Origin of the sequence: Pelagibius sp. (assembly GCF_965227505.1) — a bacterium.
Lineage (GTDB): Bacteria > Pseudomonadota > Alphaproteobacteria > Kiloniellales > Kiloniellaceae > Pelagibius.
This window is the reverse complement of sequence record NZ_OZ245757.1, coordinates 2,725,825-2,744,402: the sequence shown is the minus strand read 5'-3', so window position 1 is coordinate 2,744,402 and position 18,578 is coordinate 2,725,825. Positions and strand designations below refer to the sequence as shown.

Annotated in this window: 21 protein-coding genes; 9 read left to right on the top strand and 12 right to left on the bottom strand. The window is 67.4% G+C overall.

Annotated elements, in window-relative coordinates; translation table 11 throughout:
* Positions 1–5: 5 nt before the first annotated feature.
* The 5 genes from ACO06P_RS13070 to ACO06P_RS13050 all read right to left on the bottom strand — a co-directional run bounded on the left by ACO06P_RS13070 (position 6) and on the right by ACO06P_RS13050 (position 3,790).
* Positions 6–1,217 carry an argininosuccinate synthase gene (locus tag ACO06P_RS13070; protein WP_420345680.1) on the bottom strand — a complete coding sequence of 404 codons (1,212 nt, stop codon included), beginning with the start codon at positions 1,215–1,217 and terminating at the stop codon, positions 6–8.
* Between the two features lie 140 nt (positions 1,218–1,357).
* Positions 1,358–1,576: a hypothetical protein gene (locus ACO06P_RS13065; RefSeq protein WP_420345679.1), complete on the bottom strand. Its 219-nt coding sequence runs from the start codon at positions 1,574–1,576 to the stop codon at positions 1,358–1,360.
* Positions 1,577–1,592: 16 nt separating this feature from the next.
* Positions 1,593–1,826 carry a hypothetical protein gene (locus tag ACO06P_RS13060; protein WP_420345678.1) on the bottom strand — a complete coding sequence of 78 codons (234 nt, stop codon included), beginning with the start codon at positions 1,824–1,826 and terminating at the stop codon, positions 1,593–1,595.
* Between the two features lie 130 nt (positions 1,827–1,956).
* Complete coding sequence (gene rlmN, locus ACO06P_RS13055) at positions 1,957–3,111, bottom strand: 23S rRNA (adenine(2503)-C(2))-methyltransferase RlmN (RefSeq protein WP_420345677.1); 1,155 nt, start codon at positions 3,109–3,111, stop codon at positions 1,957–1,959.
* Positions 3,112–3,226: 115 nt separating this feature from the next.
* Positions 3,227–3,790, bottom strand: coding sequence for an invasion associated locus B family protein (locus tag ACO06P_RS13050; RefSeq protein ID WP_420345676.1), 564 nt, complete (start codon positions 3,788–3,790; stop codon positions 3,227–3,229).
* A gap of 328 nt (positions 3,791–4,118) precedes the next feature.
* On the opposite strand from ACO06P_RS13050, the gene ACO06P_RS13045 reads away from it, so the two are divergent.
* The 3 genes from ACO06P_RS13045 (at position 4,119) to ACO06P_RS13035 (ending at position 5,968) form a co-directional block, all read left to right on the top strand.
* A complete protein-coding gene (locus ACO06P_RS13045) occupies positions 4,119–4,700 on the top strand; it encodes a sigma-70 family RNA polymerase sigma factor (RefSeq protein ID WP_420345675.1) in 582 nt (193 codons plus the stop codon).
* A complete protein-coding gene (locus ACO06P_RS13040) occupies positions 4,700–5,380 on the top strand; it encodes a ChrR family anti-sigma-E factor (RefSeq protein WP_420345674.1) in 681 nt (226 codons plus the stop codon). The genes ACO06P_RS13045 and ACO06P_RS13040 overlap by 1 nt, the downstream gene beginning before the upstream one ends.
* Positions 5,381–5,566: 186 nt before the next feature.
* Positions 5,567–5,968 (top strand): RidA family protein, encoded by a 402-nt coding sequence (locus ACO06P_RS13035; RefSeq protein ID WP_420345673.1) that lies wholly within the window; start codon positions 5,567–5,569, stop codon positions 5,966–5,968.
* Here ACO06P_RS13035 and ACO06P_RS13030 read toward each other — a convergent pair.
* Entirely contained in the window at positions 5,965–6,537 is a 573-nt protein-coding gene (locus ACO06P_RS13030) for a CGNR zinc finger domain-containing protein (RefSeq protein ID WP_420345672.1), read from the bottom strand. The two genes, ACO06P_RS13035 and ACO06P_RS13030, sit on opposite strands and share 4 nt — an antisense overlap.
* Before the next feature lie 63 nt (positions 6,538–6,600).
* On the opposite strand from ACO06P_RS13030, the gene ACO06P_RS13025 reads away from it, so the two are divergent.
* Complete coding sequence (locus tag ACO06P_RS13025; RefSeq protein ID WP_421938122.1) at positions 6,601–7,653, top strand: AzlC family ABC transporter permease; 1,053 nt, start codon at positions 6,601–6,603, stop codon at positions 7,651–7,653.
* Positions 7,654–7,670: 17 nt separating this feature from the next.
* Here ACO06P_RS13025 and ACO06P_RS13020 read toward each other — a convergent pair whose 3' ends face one another.
* Positions 7,671–8,198, bottom strand: coding sequence for an RNA methyltransferase (locus ACO06P_RS13020; protein ID WP_420345669.1), 528 nt, complete (start codon positions 8,196–8,198; stop codon positions 7,671–7,673).
* Between the two features lie 90 nt (positions 8,199–8,288).
* Here ACO06P_RS13020 and ACO06P_RS13015 point away from each other — a divergent pair, with 90 nt between their 5' ends.
* From ACO06P_RS13015 to ACO06P_RS13005, 3 genes are read left to right on the top strand one after another with little or no spacing between them, the layout of a single operon-like run.
* Positions 8,289–9,344: an asparaginase gene (locus tag ACO06P_RS13015; protein WP_420345668.1), complete on the top strand. Its 1,056-nt coding sequence runs from the start codon at positions 8,289–8,291 to the stop codon at positions 9,342–9,344.
* Positions 9,345–9,375: 31 nt separating this feature from the next.
* Entirely contained in the window at positions 9,376–10,359 is a 984-nt protein-coding gene (locus ACO06P_RS13010) for an NADPH:quinone oxidoreductase family protein (RefSeq protein WP_420345667.1), read from the top strand.
* 57 nt (positions 10,360–10,416) lie between these two features.
* Positions 10,417–11,670, top strand: a complete 1,254-nt coding sequence (locus ACO06P_RS13005; RefSeq protein WP_420345666.1) for a class I SAM-dependent methyltransferase — start codon at positions 10,417–10,419, stop codon at positions 11,668–11,670.
* Positions 11,671–11,987: 317 nt separating this feature from the next.
* On the opposite strand, the gene ACO06P_RS13000 is transcribed toward ACO06P_RS13005, so the two are convergent.
* From ACO06P_RS13000 to ACO06P_RS12990, 3 genes are all read right to left on the bottom strand, one after another.
* The gene (locus tag ACO06P_RS13000; protein WP_420345665.1) at positions 11,988–12,200 is read right to left on the bottom strand and encodes a hypothetical protein; all 213 of its coding nucleotides are present in this window, start codon (positions 12,198–12,200) and stop codon (positions 11,988–11,990) included.
* A gap of 367 nt (positions 12,201–12,567) precedes the next feature.
* The gene (locus ACO06P_RS12995) at positions 12,568–13,281 is read right to left on the bottom strand and encodes a LysE family translocator (RefSeq protein WP_420345664.1); all 714 of its coding nucleotides are present in this window, start codon (positions 13,279–13,281) and stop codon (positions 12,568–12,570) included.
* A 154-nt stretch (positions 13,282–13,435) separates the two neighbouring features.
* Positions 13,436–15,385, bottom strand: a complete 1,950-nt coding sequence (locus ACO06P_RS12990) for an acetoacetate--CoA ligase (protein ID WP_420345663.1) — start codon at positions 15,383–15,385, stop codon at positions 13,436–13,438.
* Between the two features lie 322 nt (positions 15,386–15,707).
* On the opposite strand from ACO06P_RS12990, the gene ACO06P_RS12985 reads away from it, so the two are divergent.
* Entirely contained in the window at positions 15,708–16,583 is an 876-nt protein-coding gene (locus ACO06P_RS12985; protein WP_420345662.1) for a DMT family transporter, read from the top strand.
* A 24-nt stretch (positions 16,584–16,607) separates the two neighbouring features.
* Positions 16,608–17,567: a DMT family transporter gene (locus tag ACO06P_RS12980; RefSeq protein ID WP_420345661.1), complete on the top strand. Its 960-nt coding sequence runs from the start codon at positions 16,608–16,610 to the stop codon at positions 17,565–17,567.
* Here ACO06P_RS12980 and ACO06P_RS12975 read toward each other — a convergent pair.
* Both ACO06P_RS12975 and ACO06P_RS12970 read right to left on the bottom strand, forming a co-directional pair.
* Entirely contained in the window at positions 17,564–18,058 is a 495-nt protein-coding gene (locus ACO06P_RS12975) for a DUF3429 domain-containing protein (RefSeq protein WP_420345660.1), read from the bottom strand. The two genes, ACO06P_RS12980 and ACO06P_RS12975, sit on opposite strands and share 4 nt — an antisense overlap.
* Before the next feature lie 3 nt (positions 18,059–18,061).
* Positions 18,062–18,436: a YkvA family protein gene (locus tag ACO06P_RS12970; protein WP_420345659.1), complete on the bottom strand. Its 375-nt coding sequence runs from the start codon at positions 18,434–18,436 to the stop codon at positions 18,062–18,064.
* Between the last annotated feature and the right edge of the window lie 142 nt (positions 18,437–18,578).

The window sequence follows — 18,578 nt, the reverse complement described above, 5'->3', positions numbered from 1 at the left end:
GGCCGCTAGTGGCCCTGGCGGTTCAGCAGCTTGAGGCGCAGGGCGTTCAGCTTGATGAAGCCGGCGGCGTCGCGCTGGTCGTAGACCGAATCCTCCTCGAAGGTGACGTGCTCCATGGAGTAGAGCGAGTCGTCGGACTGGCGGCCCTCGACGATGACGTTGCCCTTATAGAGCTTCAGGCGCACCTGGCCGTTCACCTTTTCCTGGCTCTTGTCGATCAGCGCCTGCAGCATCTCGCGCTCCGGCGACCACCAGAACCCGTTGTAGATGAGTTCGGCATAGCGCGGCATCAGCTCGTCCTTCAGGTGCGCTGCGCCGCGGTCCAGCGTGATCGACTCCATGGCCCGGTGCGCGGTCAGCAGGATGGTGCCGCCCGGGGTCTCGTAGACGCCGCGGCTCTTCATCCCGACGAAGCGGTTCTCCACCAGATCGAGCCGGCCGATGCCGTTCGCGCCGGCCAGTTCGTTCAGCCGGGTGAGCAGCGCGGCAGGCGACAGCCGCACGCCGTCGACGGCGACCGGATCGCCCTTCTCGAAGTCGACGGTGATGAGGGTCGGCTGGTCAGGGGCGTCTTCCGGCGCGACGCTGCGCGAGAAGACATACTCCTCCGGCGCGTCCCATGGATCTTCCAGCACCTTCCCCTCGGCGGAGATATGCAGCAGGTTGGCGTCGACCGAAAAGGGCGCCTCGCCGCGCTTGTCCTTGGCGATGGGAATCTGGTGCTTCTCGGCGAAGTCGATCAGCTTGGTGCGGCTGTTCAGCTCCCACTCGCGCCAGGGCGAGATGACGTGGATGTCGGGGTTGAGCGCGTAGTAGCCGAGTTCGAAGCGCACCTGGTCGTTGCCCTTGCCGGTGGCGCCGTGACAAACCGCGTCGGCCCCGGTCTCGGCGGCGATTTCGATCTGGCGCTTGGCGATCAGCGGCCGGGCGATGGAGGTGCCCAGCAGATAGACCCCCTCATAGACCGCGTTGGCGCGGAACATGGGGAAGACGTAGTCGCGCACGAAGTCTTCGCGCAGGTCCTCGATGAAGATGTTCTCCGGCTTGATGCCGAGCAGCTCGGCCTTCTTGCGGGCCGGCTCCAGCTCCTCGCCCTGGCCCAGGTCGGCGGTGAAGGTCACCACCTCGCAGTCGTAGGTGGTCTGCAGCCATTTCAGGATGACGGAGGTGTCGAGGCCGCCGGAGTAGGCGAGCACGACTTTCTTGATCTCGGACATGTTGCTTGAACGCCCCAAACGGAAAAACCGCGCGAGTATAGGCAACGCGGCCCTCCAGGCAAGGGGTGGGCGGGAGCGGGGCGGAAGGACGGTTCAGGCGGGCCTGCAAGGAGCCGTGGTCCGCTGCATTCGCGGTCCGCTTACTCGAAGATCTCCGGTGTGGCCTTGCTGGTCCTCAGGGCCGGCCAGTCGGCGTAGGCGAAGACCCAGATCAGGACGATGTTCACGCCGGGCAGCAGCATTGCGAGCGACCACAGGCGGGAACGGCCGGCCCGGTGCAGGATCCGCGCGTGCAGCCAGACATAGACCGCAGCCGCGACGATGAGCGCCGGCCAGAAGACGAGCAGGAAGAGCGTCATGTGTGATCCTCCCGACTCAGTGCGACGGCGGCAGCGCGTTGGGAGGCCCTGAGTTGGGCCCCCCTGCATTAGGCCCCCCCGCATTAGGCCATTGGGCGAAGGCCAGGACCATTGGGGCGATAAAGCCGCCCAACGGCAGAAACACCAGAATCGCGAGTCCCGGGGGCAGGCCGGCGCGCGCGAAGATGCGACAGAGCGGGTAGATGCAGAGGATCGCAAAGACAATACCGCCAAGCAGGATCACCACCATGTCGGTCAGGCTCCCATGGGTTCAAAGTCGGCTTTTCGGCGGTTGAGTGCACCCTAAAGCGAAAGCGCACTCGATCCAAGGGGGGGACTGGGCGTTCGAACGGGGGTGCCGGGGTCGGGGCGGTTGCCGCCTAGGGCCGGGCGACGACGGTTTCGCGCTCGCTCTTCTTCCTGCGTTCGGACTCCGACTTCAACTGGCCGCAGGCGGCCAGGATGTCATCGCCGCGGGTGGCGCGCACGGGAGCGGAGATGTGGGCGGCGGAGAGGATGTCGGCGAAGCGCTTGATGGTGGCGGCGTCGGAGCATTCGAAGAACGAGCCGGGCCAGGGGTTGAAGGGAATCAGGTTCACCTTGGCGGGGATGCCCTTCAGCAGCCGGATCAGCCGCCGGGCGTCTTCCTCGCTGTCGTTCACGCCCTTCAGCATGACGTATTCGAAGGTGATGCGCCGCGCGTTGTGGGTGCCCGGATAGTTGCGGCAGGCATCCAGAAGCATCCTCAGCGGATACTTCTTGTTGATCGGCATGATCCAGTCGCGGGTCTCGTCGGTCGTCGCGTGCAGCGACACGGCGAGGTTCACGTCCAGCTCGCGCCCGCAGCGCTCCATCTCCGGCACCACGCCCGATGTGGAAAGCGTAATCTTGCGCTTGGAGATCGACAGCCCCTCCGGGTCCATGGCGATCTTCATGGCCGCGGCGACGTTTTCGTAGTTGTAGAGCGGCTCGCCCATGCCCATGAGGACGATATTGGTGACCTGGCGGCCTTCGGCCGATGCCCCGGCGTCGTCCCCGGGCCACTCGCCCAGGCCGTCGCGCGCCACCATGATCTGGCCGACGATCTCGGCCGGCGAGAGGTTGCGCACCAGGCGCTGGGTGCCGGTGTGGCAGAACTTGCAGGTCAGGGTGCATCCGACCTGGCTGGAAACGCAGAGCGTGCCGCGGTCCTCTTCGGGGATGTAGACCGTCTCGACCTGCTGGCCGTCCGGCAGGTTGAGCAGCCACTTGCGGGTGCCGTCGCGCGAGACCTGGGCCTCGGCCACTGCCGGACGGGCGACGGTGAAGCGCTCGCCCAGGCGGGCGCGGAAGTCCTTCGACAGGGTGGTCATGGCGGCGAAGTCGGTCTCGCCGCGATGATAGATCCAATGCCAGAGCTGCTTGGCCCGGAACGGCTTTTCCCCCAGCTCCGCCATGGCGGCCGCCAGTTCGGCGCGCGACAGGCCGACCAGGTTGCGGCGCGCGGCGTCGCTGTCCTGCGGCGGGGCAAAGGCTTGGGCGTGGCTTCGGCTCATGGCGCCCTAGATACGATCTTGGCCGGCCCGCGGCAAGTGGCCGCAGGCAGTGCGGAGGAACCTGCCCGAGCGCGGGCCTCCCGCCGCGGGCTTGCAGCCGGCGGCCCGGCAGCGGCTAAAGGCCGCAGGCCTGCTGGGCTGCCTGATAGGCCCTGGTGAAACCGGAAAGCGAGTAGGTGTCGACCGTATCCGTGCCGCGTTCCGAGGTGCCGCGCACGACCATGGTGTTGCCGCGGATCATCGCCTGCACCAGCTTCTGGTCGGTCGGTTTGTCGGCCGCCCAGGCCGAGGCGCCCTGGGTGAAGAGCTTCACCGACATGGTGCCGACCTCGATCTCAACTGCGGAGTTTTCCTGGTAGGTATAGCCGGCCTGGATGCTCACCTCGTCGATGCGGTCTTCCGCCGGGCGATGGGTAACCATCGCGTGTATGTCGCCGCGCCGGCTGTAGTTGCCTTCCGCCTTGGTCGGCTCGCTGGCAATAAAACAGGTGGGTGTGTCGTTCTCTGTGAACCTGAACGCACTCCAGTCTGAGAAATCGCCAATCCTCTCAACGCCCTGCGCCTGCGCGGCGCCGGTTGGGAGGCTCGCGCTTAAGGCGAAGATCGATAGGATGAAAATCTTCCTGAGTGACATGAGCGAAGACACGAACGCCGTTGATGGGATGTTATTCTCCGACATGGCCGCTATTATAGGGCTGGCCAGCAAGGCTGCCACCCCTCTGCGACCGTCGGTGGTCTGCTTGCCTTATATCAAAAGCGCGAGCCTGCCAAAAACAATAGTTTAACGGGCATCGAGCGGTTCAAATGGCAATTGGAGGGTGGGGTTGCTCCCGGGTCTCGGGCAATCCACAGTGAACTCATGAGAAATCGCCTTATTGGCCGTGCCGCCACTGATCCAAACGCCTCTCCGGGCCGTACACAGAGCTGTAACGGAACAGGTGGCAAACGTGGCGGTACGGAGGGAAGCGGTTCTACCCGTTGTGTTCACCCTGGGTGGACCCGCTGAAATGCCGGCCATGCCGAAGGTCTCCAATGGCAAGGTCGACCCGCGATACCTGGCCGATTTGCTCGTCTCCGTCGGGCAGAATCGGGACAGGATGGCGTTTGCCGAGTTGTTCAGTTATTTCGGTCCCCGGGTGAAGGCCTATCTGATGCGCCAGGGGGCCAGCGAAGCACAGGCGGAAGAGCTGGTGCAGGAAGCGATGATCATGGTGTGGCGTCGTGCCGAAAGCTTCGACGTTTCGAAGTCCGGAGCGAGCACCTGGATCTTCACCATCGCCCGTAACAAGCGGATCGATGCCCTGCGCCGCGAAAGACGGCCTGAATACGATCCCGACGATCCGGCCCTGGTGCCGACGCCGGTGGAAGAAGCGGACAGTCTGGTCGAGGCCGCTCAGCAGTCGGAGCGGCTCTCGGTAGCGATGAAGTCTTTGTCGAAGGAGCAGGCGGAGTTGGTCAGGATGGCGTATTTCGAGGACAAGGCGCACGCCGCCATCGCAGAGGAGACGGAACTGCCGCTCGGCACCGTGAAGTCCCGTCTGCGGCTCGCCCTCGGCCATCTCCGCAAGGCGCTCAAGGAGTATCAGTGATGCCCAAGCATCATCTTTCAGAAGAAATCCTCATGGCCTATGCGGCCGGCAGCCTGCCCGAGGCGCTGTCCCTTGTGGTCGCCAGTCATTTGACGCTCTGCCCGATCTGCCGCGCTGAGGTGGAGGCCTACGAAGCCCTGGGCGGATCGCTGATGGACGCGCTCGATCCCGCCAGCCTCGACGAGTCGGCCTTCAGCAGCATCATGGCCGAGATCGACATGCTCGACGGCGAGGCTGAAGAGGGCGCGCCCTGGGGCGGCGCCATGCCCGCTCCGCATCGTCCGGCACTTGAGGACCCGTCCCTGCCGCGCCCGCTGCGCGACTATCTGCAGGTCGACCTTGCAACGCTGCAGTGGCGCAAAGTCATGCGCGGGGTCGAGGATACCGAGATCACGCTGGGCCAAGACGGCGCGAAGACCCGCCTGATGCGCATCCAGCCGGGCGTGGCCGTGCCCAAGCACACCCATCATGGTCAGGAAGTGACCCTGGTGTTGGAAGGCGGCTACAGCGACGGAGACGGGCACTACGAGCGCGGCGACGTGCAGATCGCCGACCCCTCCGTCGACCATCAGCCGGTCGCGGATCAGGGCGAACCCTGCATCTGCCTGGTCGTCAGCGATGCGCCGATGAAGATGACCGGAACCTTCGGCCGCCTGTTGAACCCCTTCGTGACGTACTGAGCGCCGTTAGGGCGCTCATCGCGTCCAAGGCACTTGAGAGACACAAGAAAGGACCGAGCCTGACCCGGCTCGGTCCTTTTTCATTCCGGTTCCATTTCGGTTCCATTTCGGGCAGGGGCGGAGACTTTGCGCCCCGTGCAGGTCATGCTGGAGAGGTTGCAAGCCAGACTCACAGCAGGAGCCACCATGCGCCCGCAGCACCTGATCGCGCCCGACGCCGCCCCGCCACCGCCCACGGCCCGCTACAGCCACGCGGTAAGGGCCGGTCCCTTCCTCTATGTGACCGGCCAACTCCCGGTCGACCCGGACGATCCCCAGGCGCCCCTGCCGGACGGCGTTGCGGCCCAGACCCACATGTCCTTCCGAAACCTCGGGCGCATTGTCGATCATGCCGGCTACGCCCTGGCCGACACCGTTTTCGCGCGGATCTACCTGACGCAGTTCGCGCGGGACTATCCGGAGATGAACCGGGTCTACGGCGAGTACTTTCCCGATGAGGCGCGCCTGCCCGGGCGCACCACCGTCGGTGTTTCGGCGCTGGCGCGCGATGCGCTCGTGGAGATCGATCTGGTGCTCTGGAAGGGCTAGCCCCCTTCGGCTTGGCTGCGCCGGTAATGCCGCCGTGCCTTCGCGCGGTTGCCGCAGGTTTCCATCGAACACCAGCGTCGGCGGGCGTTGCGGGTCTCGTCGAGGAACAGCCATCCGCAGTTGTCGCCCGGGCAGACCTTGATCCGGGCGCGCTCGCGCGGGTCGGCCAGAACGGCAGCGGCGGAGATCGCCAGAACCGCCTGTAGCGGCACCCCGGCGGCCGAGGCCGCAGCAGGGCTGCCGGTCTCAGCCAGGACATCGCCGCGGATGCCGCGCAGCGCCGCGTTCACGGCGCGGATGCCATCCGGGGTCTCGCCTTCTTCGCCGGCCACCTCCAGGATCATCGCCCGCAGCGCGGCGCGGAAGGTCTTCAGGCGGGTAAGCTCCCGCGCGGTCTTCGGTCCCGACACGCCGTCCAGGCCGGTCGCCGTCATCCATCGGTCTACGTCGGCCGGCGTCGCCAGCTTCTCGTGCACCACGCGGCCGTCCGCCGCCCAGTCGGCGGTGTTCAGGAAATCGAGAATCAGCCGCTCTCCGCAGAGCCGGACCGGGTGGCTGGCGTAACTCATCTTCACACCCTAACCACTACAACGGTTGACGGGCAAGCCGCCGGCTGCTTTATAACCGTTGTTATGGTTAGAGATGTCGAAGCTACTCCGGCGCAGCAGGCCGGCCCGGCCCCGGTGCTGGACGGGCGCGGTCTTCGTGCCGGCTTCACCCGCCTGGCGCCCGTCGCGGTCTTCGCGCTGCCCTTCGGTCTTGCCTTCGGCGCGGCCGCGGTCGAGCGCGGTCTCCTGCCGCTTCAGGCCCTGATCATGAGCGCCACGGTCTTCGCCGGCGCGGCCCAGTTCGCCGTGCTGGACCTCTGGAGCCATCCGCTGCCCCTGTTCTCCATCGCGTTGACCGTGCTGGCGGTGAATGCCCGCCATCTTCTGCTCGGCGCGGCGCTTGCCCCCTGGATCAACGCCCTGCCCTGGCCGCGGCGTCTGCTCGCCCTGCCGCTGCTGAGCGATGCCAATTTCGCCGACAGTTACCGCAGCCTGCGCGACAGCGGGGATGATGGCGGGGGCGACGCCAACCTCGGCATCCTGGTCGGCGGCGGCCTCGCCCTCTGGCTGGCCTGGACCGCCGGCACGGCGATGGGCGCCTACGCGGGCTCCGGCCTCGGCGATCTCAGCCGCTTCGGGATCGATCTGGTGATGGCCTGTTTCTTTGCGGCCGTGGCCGCGGGCGATCTGAAAACCCTTCCGGCCCTGCTGCCGCCGCCGTCGCGGCCCTTGTTGCGGTGCTCACCCTGGATGTCGTGCCGGTGGGATGGAACATCATCCTTGCCGCCCTTGCCGGCGCTTCCGTCGGGGCCCTTACGGGGAGACTGCGCCTTGGCCGATAGCCTTTCCATCTTCCTGGCCATCGCGGTGATGGCGCTGACGACCCTGGCGACCCGCCTGCTCGGGCCGGTGGTCGTGAGCCGCTTCAAGATGACCCGGGCCCTGGAGCACTTCCTCACTGCGCTCTGCAGTTCGGTGATCGTCGCCATCGTTGCCACCGTGGTCGCACAGGGCGGCTGGCGGGAGGCCGCCGCGGTCGCGGTGGCGGCAGGCGTCATGGTGATCACACGCAGCGCCGTCTGGGCGATGCTGGCCGGGGCCGGCTGTGCGGCGTTGTGGCGTGCCGCCTTGGGCTGACGAAGGCGCCGCGGAGCCTACTTTCGCCGCACCTTCTGCGCCCCGGAGACGTGCTCGGGCAGGGCCTGCGGTTCGGCGCGCGGGTTCACCGCGCGGCGCGCGAAGCGGCCCTGGGCGATCATCCGGTCGTACATCACCAGCGCGCCGGCCAGACCCACGTTGATGCAGAACTTGGTGGGGATCTTCACCATGTGATCGCAGCGCGCCTGCAGCGCCGGCGACAGGCTGCCCCGCTCCGGCCCCAGCACATAGGCCGCGGCCTGCGGGTGGAAGAACGACGGCAGTTCGACCGCATCCTCGGTCAGCTCGATGCCGACCAAGGCGCAGCCGCGCGGCAGCTGCAGGTCGTCGACCGAGGGATAGGTGTAGAGCGGCAGATGCTTGGCGGCGTCGGAGGTGTCGGAAAACTTCACCTCCTTGGGATTGAAGTCCGGCTCAATGGTGAAAAAGAAACTGGCGCCGAAGGCATGGGCGGAGCGCAGCAGGCTGCCCAGGTTCATGGGTTTGCTGATGCGCTCGGCGCCGATGGCAAAGTATCCTCGCATGGCGCGAAAACTTGCATGGCCGGGCCGCGGGAGGCAAGCTGCATGGCCGCTGCCCAGGCGGCCTCTTGTCCGTGACCGCGATCCTCTTCCATGTCTGCCGAACCGACCGAACTCCTGCCCGAAGCCGCCGTCGCCGCAGCGGCCAATCCGCTGGTGGTGGAGGTGACGCGCGGCGCCATGGTGGAAAGCCGCCACCGCGCCGCCTTGGCGGTGGTGGACACCGACGGCAAGGTGGCGCTCTCCGCCGGTGACATCGACCGTCCGGTCTATGCCCGCTCGGCAATCAAGTCGCTGCAGGCCCTGGCCCTGGTGGAAAGCGGCGCGGCCGATGCCTTTGCGGTGAGTGACGCGGAACTGGCGCTGGCCTGCGCCAGCCACTCCGGCGAACCGCGCCACGTTGAAACGGCAGAGGCCTGGCTGGCGCGCATCGACTGCGGTGTGGGCGATCTGGAATGCGGTCCGCAGCTGCCGGTGCATGAAGCCTCGATGATCGCGCTTCTGGCCGGCGGCAGGCTGCCGACCCCGGCCCACAACAACTGTTCGGGCAAGCACAGCGGCTTTCTGACCCTGGCCCGCCACATGGACGTGGCGACCCGCGGCTACGTCAAGATCGAACACCCCGTGCAGCAGCGCATCCTCGGCGTGCTCGAAGGCATGACCGGCCTCGACCTTGGCGCCGCACCGCGCGGTGTCGATGGCTGCGGCATTCCGGTCCTCGGTATTCCGCTCGGCAACATCGCACTGGCGATGGCGCGCCTTGGCCGGCCCGACGACCAGCCTGAGGCGCGACAGGCGGCCTGCCGCCGGGTCCGCCGGGCGGTGGCGGCCGAGCCCTTCATGGTCGCCGGCAGCGGCCGCTTCGATACGCTGGTGATGGAAAAGACCGGCGAAAAGGCGCTGATCAAAACCGGAGCCGAAGGCGTCTACTGCGCCAGCTTTCCGGAACTGGGCCTGGGGGCCGCTGTGAAGGTCGACGACGGCGCCGGCCGGGCGGCGGAAATTGCCATGGGCCGGCTGTTAAGCCGTTTCGGCATTCTGAGCGAGGACGAGGCGGCGGCGCTCGGCGGTGTCCTCAGCGCCACGGTGCGCAATCGCGTCGGCCTTAAGGTCGGCGAGGTGCGCCCCGCAGAACAGATCCCATTTTAGGAGCAATCCGAACGCCGAGGAGAGGACGCCGATGCGTGCTGTCGTTTGCCGTGCCTGGGGCAAGCCGGAAGACCTGGAGCTGGAAGATGTCGCGAGCCCCGAGCCCGGTCCCGGCGAGGTCCTGCTGGAGGTCGCGGCCGCCGGCGTCAACTTCGCCGATACCCTGATGATCGCCGGCCGCTACCAGGAACGGCCGGACTTTCCCTTTTCCCCGGGGTTGGAGGTGGCCGGCCGGGTGAAGGCCCTGGGCGCCGGGGTGACGGACCTGGCTGAGGGCCAGCGCGTGCTGGCCCTGACCGACGGCGGCGGCTATGCGGAGGCGGTCCTGGCGCGGGCCGCCGACGTCTTTCCCATCCCCGACAGCCTCGGCTGGGCCGAGGCGGCGGGTTTTCCCATCACCTACGGCACCGCCCACGGGGCGCTGCGCTGGCATGCGGATCTGCAGGCCGGCGAAACCCTGCTGGTGCATGGGGCTGCGGGCGGCGTCGGCCTGGCGGCGGTGGAGATCGGCAAGGCGCTCGGCGCCCGGGTCATCGCGACGGCCGGCGGTGCTGAGAAGCTGGCGATCGCCCGGGACCACGGCGCCGATGCGGTGATCGACTACCGCGAGGAAGATATTCGCGAAAGGGTGAAGGCGCTGACCGACGGGCAGGGCGCCGACGTGGTCTTCGATCCCGTCGGCGGCGATGTCTTCGATGCCTCGCTGCGCTGCATCGCCTGGTCGGGCCGGCTTCTCATCATCGGCTTCGCCGCCGGGCGGGTGCCGGAGATCCCGGCCAACATCCTGCTGGTGAAGAACGTCGCTGCCATGGGAGTCTACTGGGGTTCCTACCGCCGCCACGCGCCGGAGCGCCTGGCCGGAGAGTTCCGCGAGCTCTTCGCCTGGTACGAGGAGGGGCGGCTCAAGCCACACGTTTCACACAAGCACGATCTGGCGGAAGCCGCGGAAGCCATGGCTTTGCTCCTGAACCGGCGTTCCACCGGCAAGGTGGTCCTGACCACGGGCGCGGCCTAGAGTCTTCTCTACCATGCCCGCATCCTCACGCGCACCCTCGGCCAGCGCGGCCCCGCCATGAGCGACCGCGTCCGCGACCAATACGAGGCCTATCCCTATCCTTCCCGCGACCCGGCGGAGGAGGCGCGGCGCCTTGTGGTCGGCTCGCCCAGCAACCTGATGGAGGTGAACCATTATCTCTATGCTGGGCGGCGCGACTTCAGCCGGCCGTTCCGGGCCCTGGTCGCCGGTGGCGGCACCGGCGATGCCGCCATCATGCTGGCCCAGCAGCTCGCCGATGCGGGCCGGAATGCAGGGCCGCGCGCAGGCGGGGAGGTGGTCTATCTCGACCTCTCCCAGTCCTCCCGCGCCATTGCGGAGGCCCGCGCCGTAGCGCGCGGCCTCACCAACCTGCGCTTCGTCACCGGCTCCCTGCTGGATGCGGAGACCCTGGACCTCGGCGTCTTCGACTACATCGACTGCTGCGGCGTGCTGCATCACCTGTCCGATCCGGCGGCCGGGCTGGCCGCCCTGACCGGGCTCCTGAAGCACGACGGCGGCATGGGGCTCATGGTCTACGGCACGCTGGGGCGCAACGGCGTCTATCCGCTGCAGGAGCTGCTGCGCAGCCTGGCGTCCGACCGCTCCCTGGCAGACCAGGTCACGCTGACCAGGCGGCTCCTGAAGACCCTGCCCGCGACCAATCTCTTCGCCCGCAATCCGGTTCTGCGCGATCACGACGCCAGCGATGCCGAACTGGTCGACCTGCTGCTGCACAGCCAGGACCGCTCCTACCTGGTGGAGGAGGTCGCGGCCCTGGTGGAGGGCGCCGGCCTGCGGCTGGTCAGCTTCATCGAGCCGATCCGCTACGATCCGGCAACCTACGTCAAGGATCCGACGATCCTGAAGGCGCTGTCGTCCTTCACGCCGCTGGAGCGTGCCGCCTTTGCGGAAAGGCTGGCGGGTAACATCAAGACCCACGTGTTCTACGCGTCCAAGAACCAGATCGAGGACACGGTGGCCGCGCCCGTAGGGCGCGACGCCATTCCCTGCCTGCGGGTGCTGGAAGGCCCGAAGCTGGCCAAGGCGGTACAGCGCGACCTGGTTCTGAAGGGGGACTTCGACGGCCTGTCGCTACAGTTCGCCCTGCCGCGGCTGGCCCCGGCAATCCTGCCCTGGATCGACGGCCAGACCTCTCTGGGGCAGATCCAGGAGACGCTGCAGGACCTCGACCCCCGCCATGACTGGGCTTCCTTCGAGGGGCAGTTCGATCAGCTCTATGGCGTGCTCAACGGGCTCAACCACCTCTTCATCCGCTACCCGCTGAGCTGAACCGCATCGGCATCCCGGCCAGAGGTGGCGGCGGCAGAGCCCGTGGTCCATCCTTCGAGGCTCCGCTGCGCTCCGCGCCTCAGGATGAGGCCGCTAGGATGAGGCCCCTTAGGGTGAGGCCGGTGCCTGCGGCCACCCTCACACCCTCATGCTGAGGAGGGCCGGTAGGCCCGTCTCGAAGCATGCCGCACCGTCTTCGGGATTGGGTCTTGGAGGTGGCCAAAGCGAAAGGGCCGAATCAAAAGGGCCGAATCAAAAGGGCGGTCCCCCCGGACCGCCCCTTGTGACTGCTGACAGCGGCTCTCGGCCGCCATCCCTTAGCTGGCGCTGTGGTCCAACCCGATGTCGCGCAGCAGATGCTGGTCGAGATCCCGGGTGGCGTAGGCCAGCCGCCGCTCGCGGCGTTCGGCTTCGTAGACCTCACGCAGCCGGGCGAAGGCGTCGGTGAGGGCGGCGAAAAAACCGCTCTGCAGGCCCATGGCCGGGCGGCCGGGCGCGAAAGGGCGGGCGGAATAGGTCATGTGGGCCATGGTCCTGTCTCCTGTCTGTCTTGGCGGCCCGCCTGCATCTTGCAGAGCCGGCGCCGCCGGTTGATCCCAATCTCTTAGGTCGACAGATAAGCTGCTTTTTGCGTCGCGACAAATGCTCGGAAATCAGAACCTCTATGCTGTGGCAGCATAGCTCTAATTCATTTTATCTTAATAAAGTCAATCACTTGTCGCATTCAGAACATAAACTGTCCGGTTCGCTCCAGGCCGACCGGACGCGCCCTTCGCCGCCGCGCTCGCTGCAGTGCCATACATCGAAAGAAGGGCTGGGCCGGCCCGACGCCTCCGGGTTCTTTGCAGCCTGTCGGAGGATCAGGAAAGCGGCACTTGGGCCGGGCTGAGCGCGCCGTCAGGTTCGCGACGGCGGCAGAGTCACATCCTTGAGCGCCAGCAGCACGGCCGCGGCGATAATCAAGGAGCCGGAAAGGCGGTTCAGCCACTGCGGGCTGCGGCCGCCGAAACGGCTGAGCAGGCCCTGGGCCGTCGCCCCCCATACCGTGAGCAGCAGCCCGTCGATCGCGATGTAGGTGAGGCCGAGGATCACAAGCTGTGGCCAGATCGCCGTGGCCGGATCGATGAACTGGGGGAACAGGGCGGCGAAGAAGAAGATCGCCGTCGGGTTCGTGGCCGAAGTGATGAAGCCCTGACGAAACAGACCGGGGCGAAACAGACCGGGGCGAAACAGACCGGGGCGAAGCAGGCGCGGGCGAAACGGACCTTGCTGAAACGGATCGTCACGTCGGCCGGCCTCCCCCGGCGCGGGCGTGAAGGTCGAAGACGATGCGCGGAACAGGCGGAGGCCGATCCAGGCGAGGTAGGCGACGCCAAGCCACTTGATCACGGTGAGCGAGGTCGGGAAGGCCGCGATCAGTGTCGCCAGGCCGAAGCCGGCCGCGATCATCTGCAGCATGTTGGCGGTCAGATCGCCGGCCACCGTGCTCATGCTCGGCCTGACGCCGTAGCGCAGGCTGTTGGTGATCATCAGCAGCTGGCTCGGTCCCGGCGGCGAGGCGAAGAACACCGCAACCGTCGCAAGATAGGCCAGGTATACCTCCAGCGGCACCGCAACCTCCTCTTGGATGCCACCCTCTTACGGGGCGGCAGGGCGGGCTTATCATCGTTCTGGCGCGTATTGTGATCTTCGCGGCTTTGGCGCGAAACCGGTCGCCGGTCAAAGCCTGTCGAGAAACGGACAATCCGCTATGGAGGTGGACTAGCTAGCTCCGCAGCTCTTCCAGGCCGCGGTAGAGCTCCAGGGCTTCCGGGTTGGCCAGGGCTTCGATGTTCTTCACCGCGCGGTCGTGGACGATATCGCGCACCGCCAGTTCGACGATCTTGCCGCTCTTGGTGCGGGGGATGTCGGCGACCTGCACCACCTTGGCCGGCACGTGGCGCGGCGTCGCGCCGCTGCGGATCTGCGCTTTGATCTGCGCCACCAGGTCGTCGTCCAGGACCGCGCCCGGGCGCAGCTTGACGAAGAGCACGACCCGCACGTCGCCCTGCCAGTCCTGGCCGATAACGATGGACTCCTCCACCGCCCCCAGCTTCTCGACCTGGCGGTAGATCTCCGCCGTGCCGATGCGCACGCCCCCGGGATTGAGCGTGGCATCGGAACGCCCGTAGACGATGATGCCGCCGTGCTCGGTCAACTCGACGAAGTCGCCGTGATGCCAGATGTTGGGATAGGTCTCGAAATAGGCGGCGCGGTAACGCGCGCCGTCAGGGTCGTCCCAGAAGCCGATGGGCATGCAGGGAAAGGGCTTCACGCAAACCAGTTCGCCCTTTTCGCCGTGCACCGGCTGGCCCCGGTCGTTGTAGACCTCCACGGCCATACCGAGGCCGCGGCGCTGGATCTCGCCGCGCCAGACCGGGCCGACCGGATTGCCGCCGACGAAGCAGGAAATGATGTCGGTGCCGCCGGCGATCGACGACAGGCAGACGTCCTTCTTGATGTGCTGGTAGACGTAGTCGAAACCCTCCGGCACCAGCGGCGAGCCGGTCGAGGTGACGAGGCGCAGCGCCGAGAGGTCGTGGTTCGACTGCGGATCGAGGCCGGCCTTGCCGAGCGCGTCGATGTACTTCGCCGAGGTGCCGAAGAGGGTGGCCTTCTCCGCCTCGGCGAAGTCGAAGAGGATGTTGCCGTCGGGCGCGAAGGGCGAGCCGTCGTAGAGCAACAGCGTGGCTTCGGAGGCGAGCCCGGAGACCAGCCAGTTCCACATCATCCAGCCGCAGGTGGTGAAGTAGAAGACCCGGTCGTCCGGTTTCACGTCGCAGAGCAGCTTGTGCTCCTTCAGGTGCTGCAGCAGGGTGCCACCGATGCCGTGGACGATGCACTTTGGCTTTCCGGTCGTGCCGCTGGAAAACATGATGTAGAGCGGCGCGTTGAAGGGCTGGCGTGCAAAGGCGATCTCGCCCGCCTCGAAGGGCGCGACGAAGTCGGCAAGGGAAACGGCCCGGTCGATGGCGGAGACGTCGGGTGCGGCCTCCACGTAGGGCACGACGACGATCTTCGTGAGGCTCGGCATCTGGGCGGTGAATTCCGCCACCCGCGGGCGCGAGTCGAGGGTCTTGCCGTTGTAGTAATAGCCGTCGGCGCAGAACAGCACCTTGGGCTCGATCTGGCCGAAGCGGTCCAGCACCCCCTGCACGCCGAAGTCGGGCGAGCAGGAGGACCAGACGGCCCCCAGCGCCGTCGCCGCCAGCATGGCGATTACCGTCTCCGGCATGTTGGGCAGGAAGCCGGCGACCCGGTCGCCCGGCCCCACGCCCTCCGCAGCGAGGGCCTGGGTCAGGCGGGAGACCTGCTCGTAGACCGCGCGGTGGGAGAGGCGGCGCTTCACCTTGTCCTCGCCCCAGAACACCAGGGCATCGCCGTTATCACGCCGCCGCAGAAGGTTCTCGGCGAAGTTCACCCGGGCCTCCGGGAAGAAGCGGGCGCCGGGCATCTTGTCGCCGTCGACCAGCACGGGGCCGCCGGCATCGGCGGTGACGCCGCAGAAGTCCCAGACCGTCTGCCAGAACCGCGCCGGCTCGGCGATCGACCAGTCGTAGAGGTCGTCGTAGCCGCTCAGCTGTGTGCCCTGATCCCGGTTCACCCGGGCGATGAAGGCGGTCAAGTTGGCATCGGCAATCCGCTCCCGCGAGGGCTGCCAAAGCGGTTCCGTCATGATGTCTCCCTGTGGACGCGTGGTTTTTCGGCCCGCCGGCGGGGCGGCCGTGTTGCCGTTTTGCGCAGTATGGCGAAGCCGCCCGCCCCGATCCAGACCCGATCCAGACCCGATCCGGCCCTGATCCGGCCCTGATCCAGAGGGTGATTTCGCCGCTCCGGCATTGCCGGGGGGCATCTCGGGACCGCCTGCATGGCTGCCCTGCGCCCGCGTGGGTGGTCGCGGTTGCGGCTTCACCCTAAGATGGCGGTTCATGCCTTCCTCCATGACTCCCTTCGCGCGCGGAAGGAGCCTTCCCGCGCCGCTCCAAGGCGCGATCTACATGATCACGGCGGCTTTGCTCTTCGCCGTGATGAACGCGACCATCAAGCTTGCGGCGGCGGAGGGCCTGCACCCCTTTCAGATCGCTTTCTTCCGCAACAGCTTCGCCCTGGCCTTCATGCTGCCCTGGCTTGCCCGCATGGGGCGCGAGGGCCTGCGCACCGAGCGCTTGAAGGTCCATCTCTGGCGCGCCGTCATCGGGCTTATCGCAATGCTGTGCTGGTTCACCGCCGTGGTGCGCATGCCGATGGCCGAGGCGGTGGCGCTCAACTTCACGGTGCCCCTCTTCGCCACCGCCGGGGCGGCCATCTTCCTGGGCGAGGTGGTGCGCGCCCGGCGCTGGACCGCCACCATCGTCGGCTTCCTGGGCGTGCTGATCATCCTGCGGCCCGGCTTCGCCGAGATCACCCCGGTCATGGCGCTGCCGGTGATCGCCGCCTGCTTCATGGCCGTCACGGTGCTGATCGTGAAGTCGCTCTCCCGCACCGAGGACCCCATGGTGGTGGTGCTCTACATGAACCTGCTGCTGACGCCACTGTCGCTGATCCCGGCGCTCTTCGTCTGGCAGACGCCCAGCCTCTGGGCCCTTGCGCTGATGGCGCTGGTCGGCGGCTGCGCCGTTCTCGCCCACATCGCCTTCACCCGGTCCTTCACCAAGGCCGATGCCTCTGCGGTGCTGCCCTTCGACTACGCGCGCCTGCCCTTCGTGGCCGCCATCGGGTTTCTGCTGTTCGCCGAGGTTCCCGACGCCTGGACCTGGATCGGCGCGGCGGTGATCGCCGCCTCCGCGGTCTACATCGCCCACCGTGAGACCAGGGTTGCGCGGGAACGCACCACCCACCGCCCGGGCAGCGAAGCGGTGAAGGCCAAGACGTGACGGACCCGACGTGACGGAACCGGCGTGACGGAACCGGCTGCGGGCCGCGGGCCGGATGGCGGTCTGCGCAATGCGGTGGCCGCAGCCTGGCTGCGGCTGTCGCCGAATCATCGCGGCGCCCTCTGGATGATCGGCGCCAGCCTGGGCTTCACGGTCAACTCGGCCTTCGTGAAAAGCCTGAGCGCCGAGGGGCTGGACACCTTTCAGATCGCCTTTGCCCGCGCGGTCTTCTCTTCGCTCGTCCTGGCGCCGTTTTTCTATCGCGCCGGTTTCGCTGCCCTGCGCAGCACGGTGCCGGGCCTGCATGCCGTCCGCGCGGTCAGCGGATCGCTGGCCATGGTCTGCGGTTTCTACGCCGTCGGTCAGCTGCCCCTGGCGGAGTTTACGGCGTTGACCTTCACCCAGCCGCTGTTCGTCATCCTGCTTGCGGTGCTGATTCTGAAAGAAACCGTGCGCTGGCGGCGCTGGCTGGCCACCGCCATCGGGTTTCTCGGCGTGCTGGTGATGGTGCGGCCCGGCGCGGCGGCCTTCGATCCGGCGGCGCTGATCGCCCTGGCTTCGGTCTTCGGCATCGCCCTGGCGGTGACGCTGGTGAAAAGGCTGCCGCCGGGCGAAAGCCATGTGACCATGCTGGCCTATTTCTGCATTGCCTCCATCGTGATGACGGCGGCGCCGGCGCTGGCGGCCTGGCAGGCGCCCAGCCTGTCACAGTGGGGGCTGCTGGCGGCGGTCGGGCTGTTGGGCATCGCCTCGCAGGCGATGATCATCCGCGCCTACCGCAGCGGCGAGGCCAGTTTCGTTGCGCCTTTCGACTATCTGAAGCTGATCCTGGCCGGCCTCATCGGCTTCCTGGTCTTTGCCGAGATCCCGGATCACTGGACCGTGGCCGGTGCGGTCATCATCGTCGGCTCGACCTTCTACATCGCCCGCAGAGAGGCCGCGCAGCGGCCGGCGGAGGCACGGTCTGCCGCGCCGCCGGCCTAGAGTCTCACCACCAGCGCGCCGTAGGAACTGGCGAGAGAGGCGATGACAATGATGGTGAGCGGTTTGCGCAGTGCCTTGTACCAGGCGGGCGCGTTGCCGGCGGCGATGCTGCGCAGGTCGCCGAAATAGACCCCGGCGAAGCCCGCCACCATCAGCAGCAGGCCGTAGATCGGGTTCAGCAGCAGCGCCAGCCAGCCGGCCAAAGCCGGCGCCACGGACCAGCCGAGGCGGTGGAAGCTCATGGCTTTCGGGCCGCCGGCCATGGCAAGGCCCCAGTGGACCGCGCCCATGAAGGAGAGGATCACGGCGCCATAGGCAAGCTGGATGTCGAGGGCCGCCAGGCTTTGCGGATAGCCGGCGATCCAGACCCCCAGGGTGGATGCCAGAAAGGGGATCAGCCCGGCGAAACCCAGCACCAGGGCCGGCCGCGGCACCGCCGCCAATGCCGCCTTGCCCCCCATTGCGTTGCCCAGAGCCCCCTTGCCGGACATCCGCTAGAGCGCGCTTTCCTTGAGGTCGCCGTCCTTGAAGCCAAGCCGCACCAGCGCCTTGCGGGCGCGGTGACGGTGGCGGCCCTTCACATGGCCGGAAACCAGGCTGATGGTGGTGAAGAGCACGGTGGCGTCGTCGGTGAAGCCGAGCCCGGCGATAAAGTCGGGGATCATGTCGCTGGGCAGGATGAAATAGGCCAGGGCTGCCATCAGCAGCGCCTTGACCCTGAGCGGCGTCGCCGGATCGGTGGCGCAGTAGTAGGCCGCCGTCGCTTCATCCAGGAAGGGGACCTTGCCGAAGACCCGGCGCGCCTTGGTCCAGAAGCCGCGCCGGACCGCCGCATCGTCGCGGCGATGCCGCGCCGCGTCATAGGGCACCAGGGCTTTTCCGCTACCTGGGCCAGTACTTGGGCCAGCAATTTGGCCCGTTTCCGGGACTCTGCCCGGCCCGGGCACTGCTGCGGGATCGCTCATGGCCCAAATATGGGCCGTTGCCCCGCCGGGTGCAATGGCGGCGCTG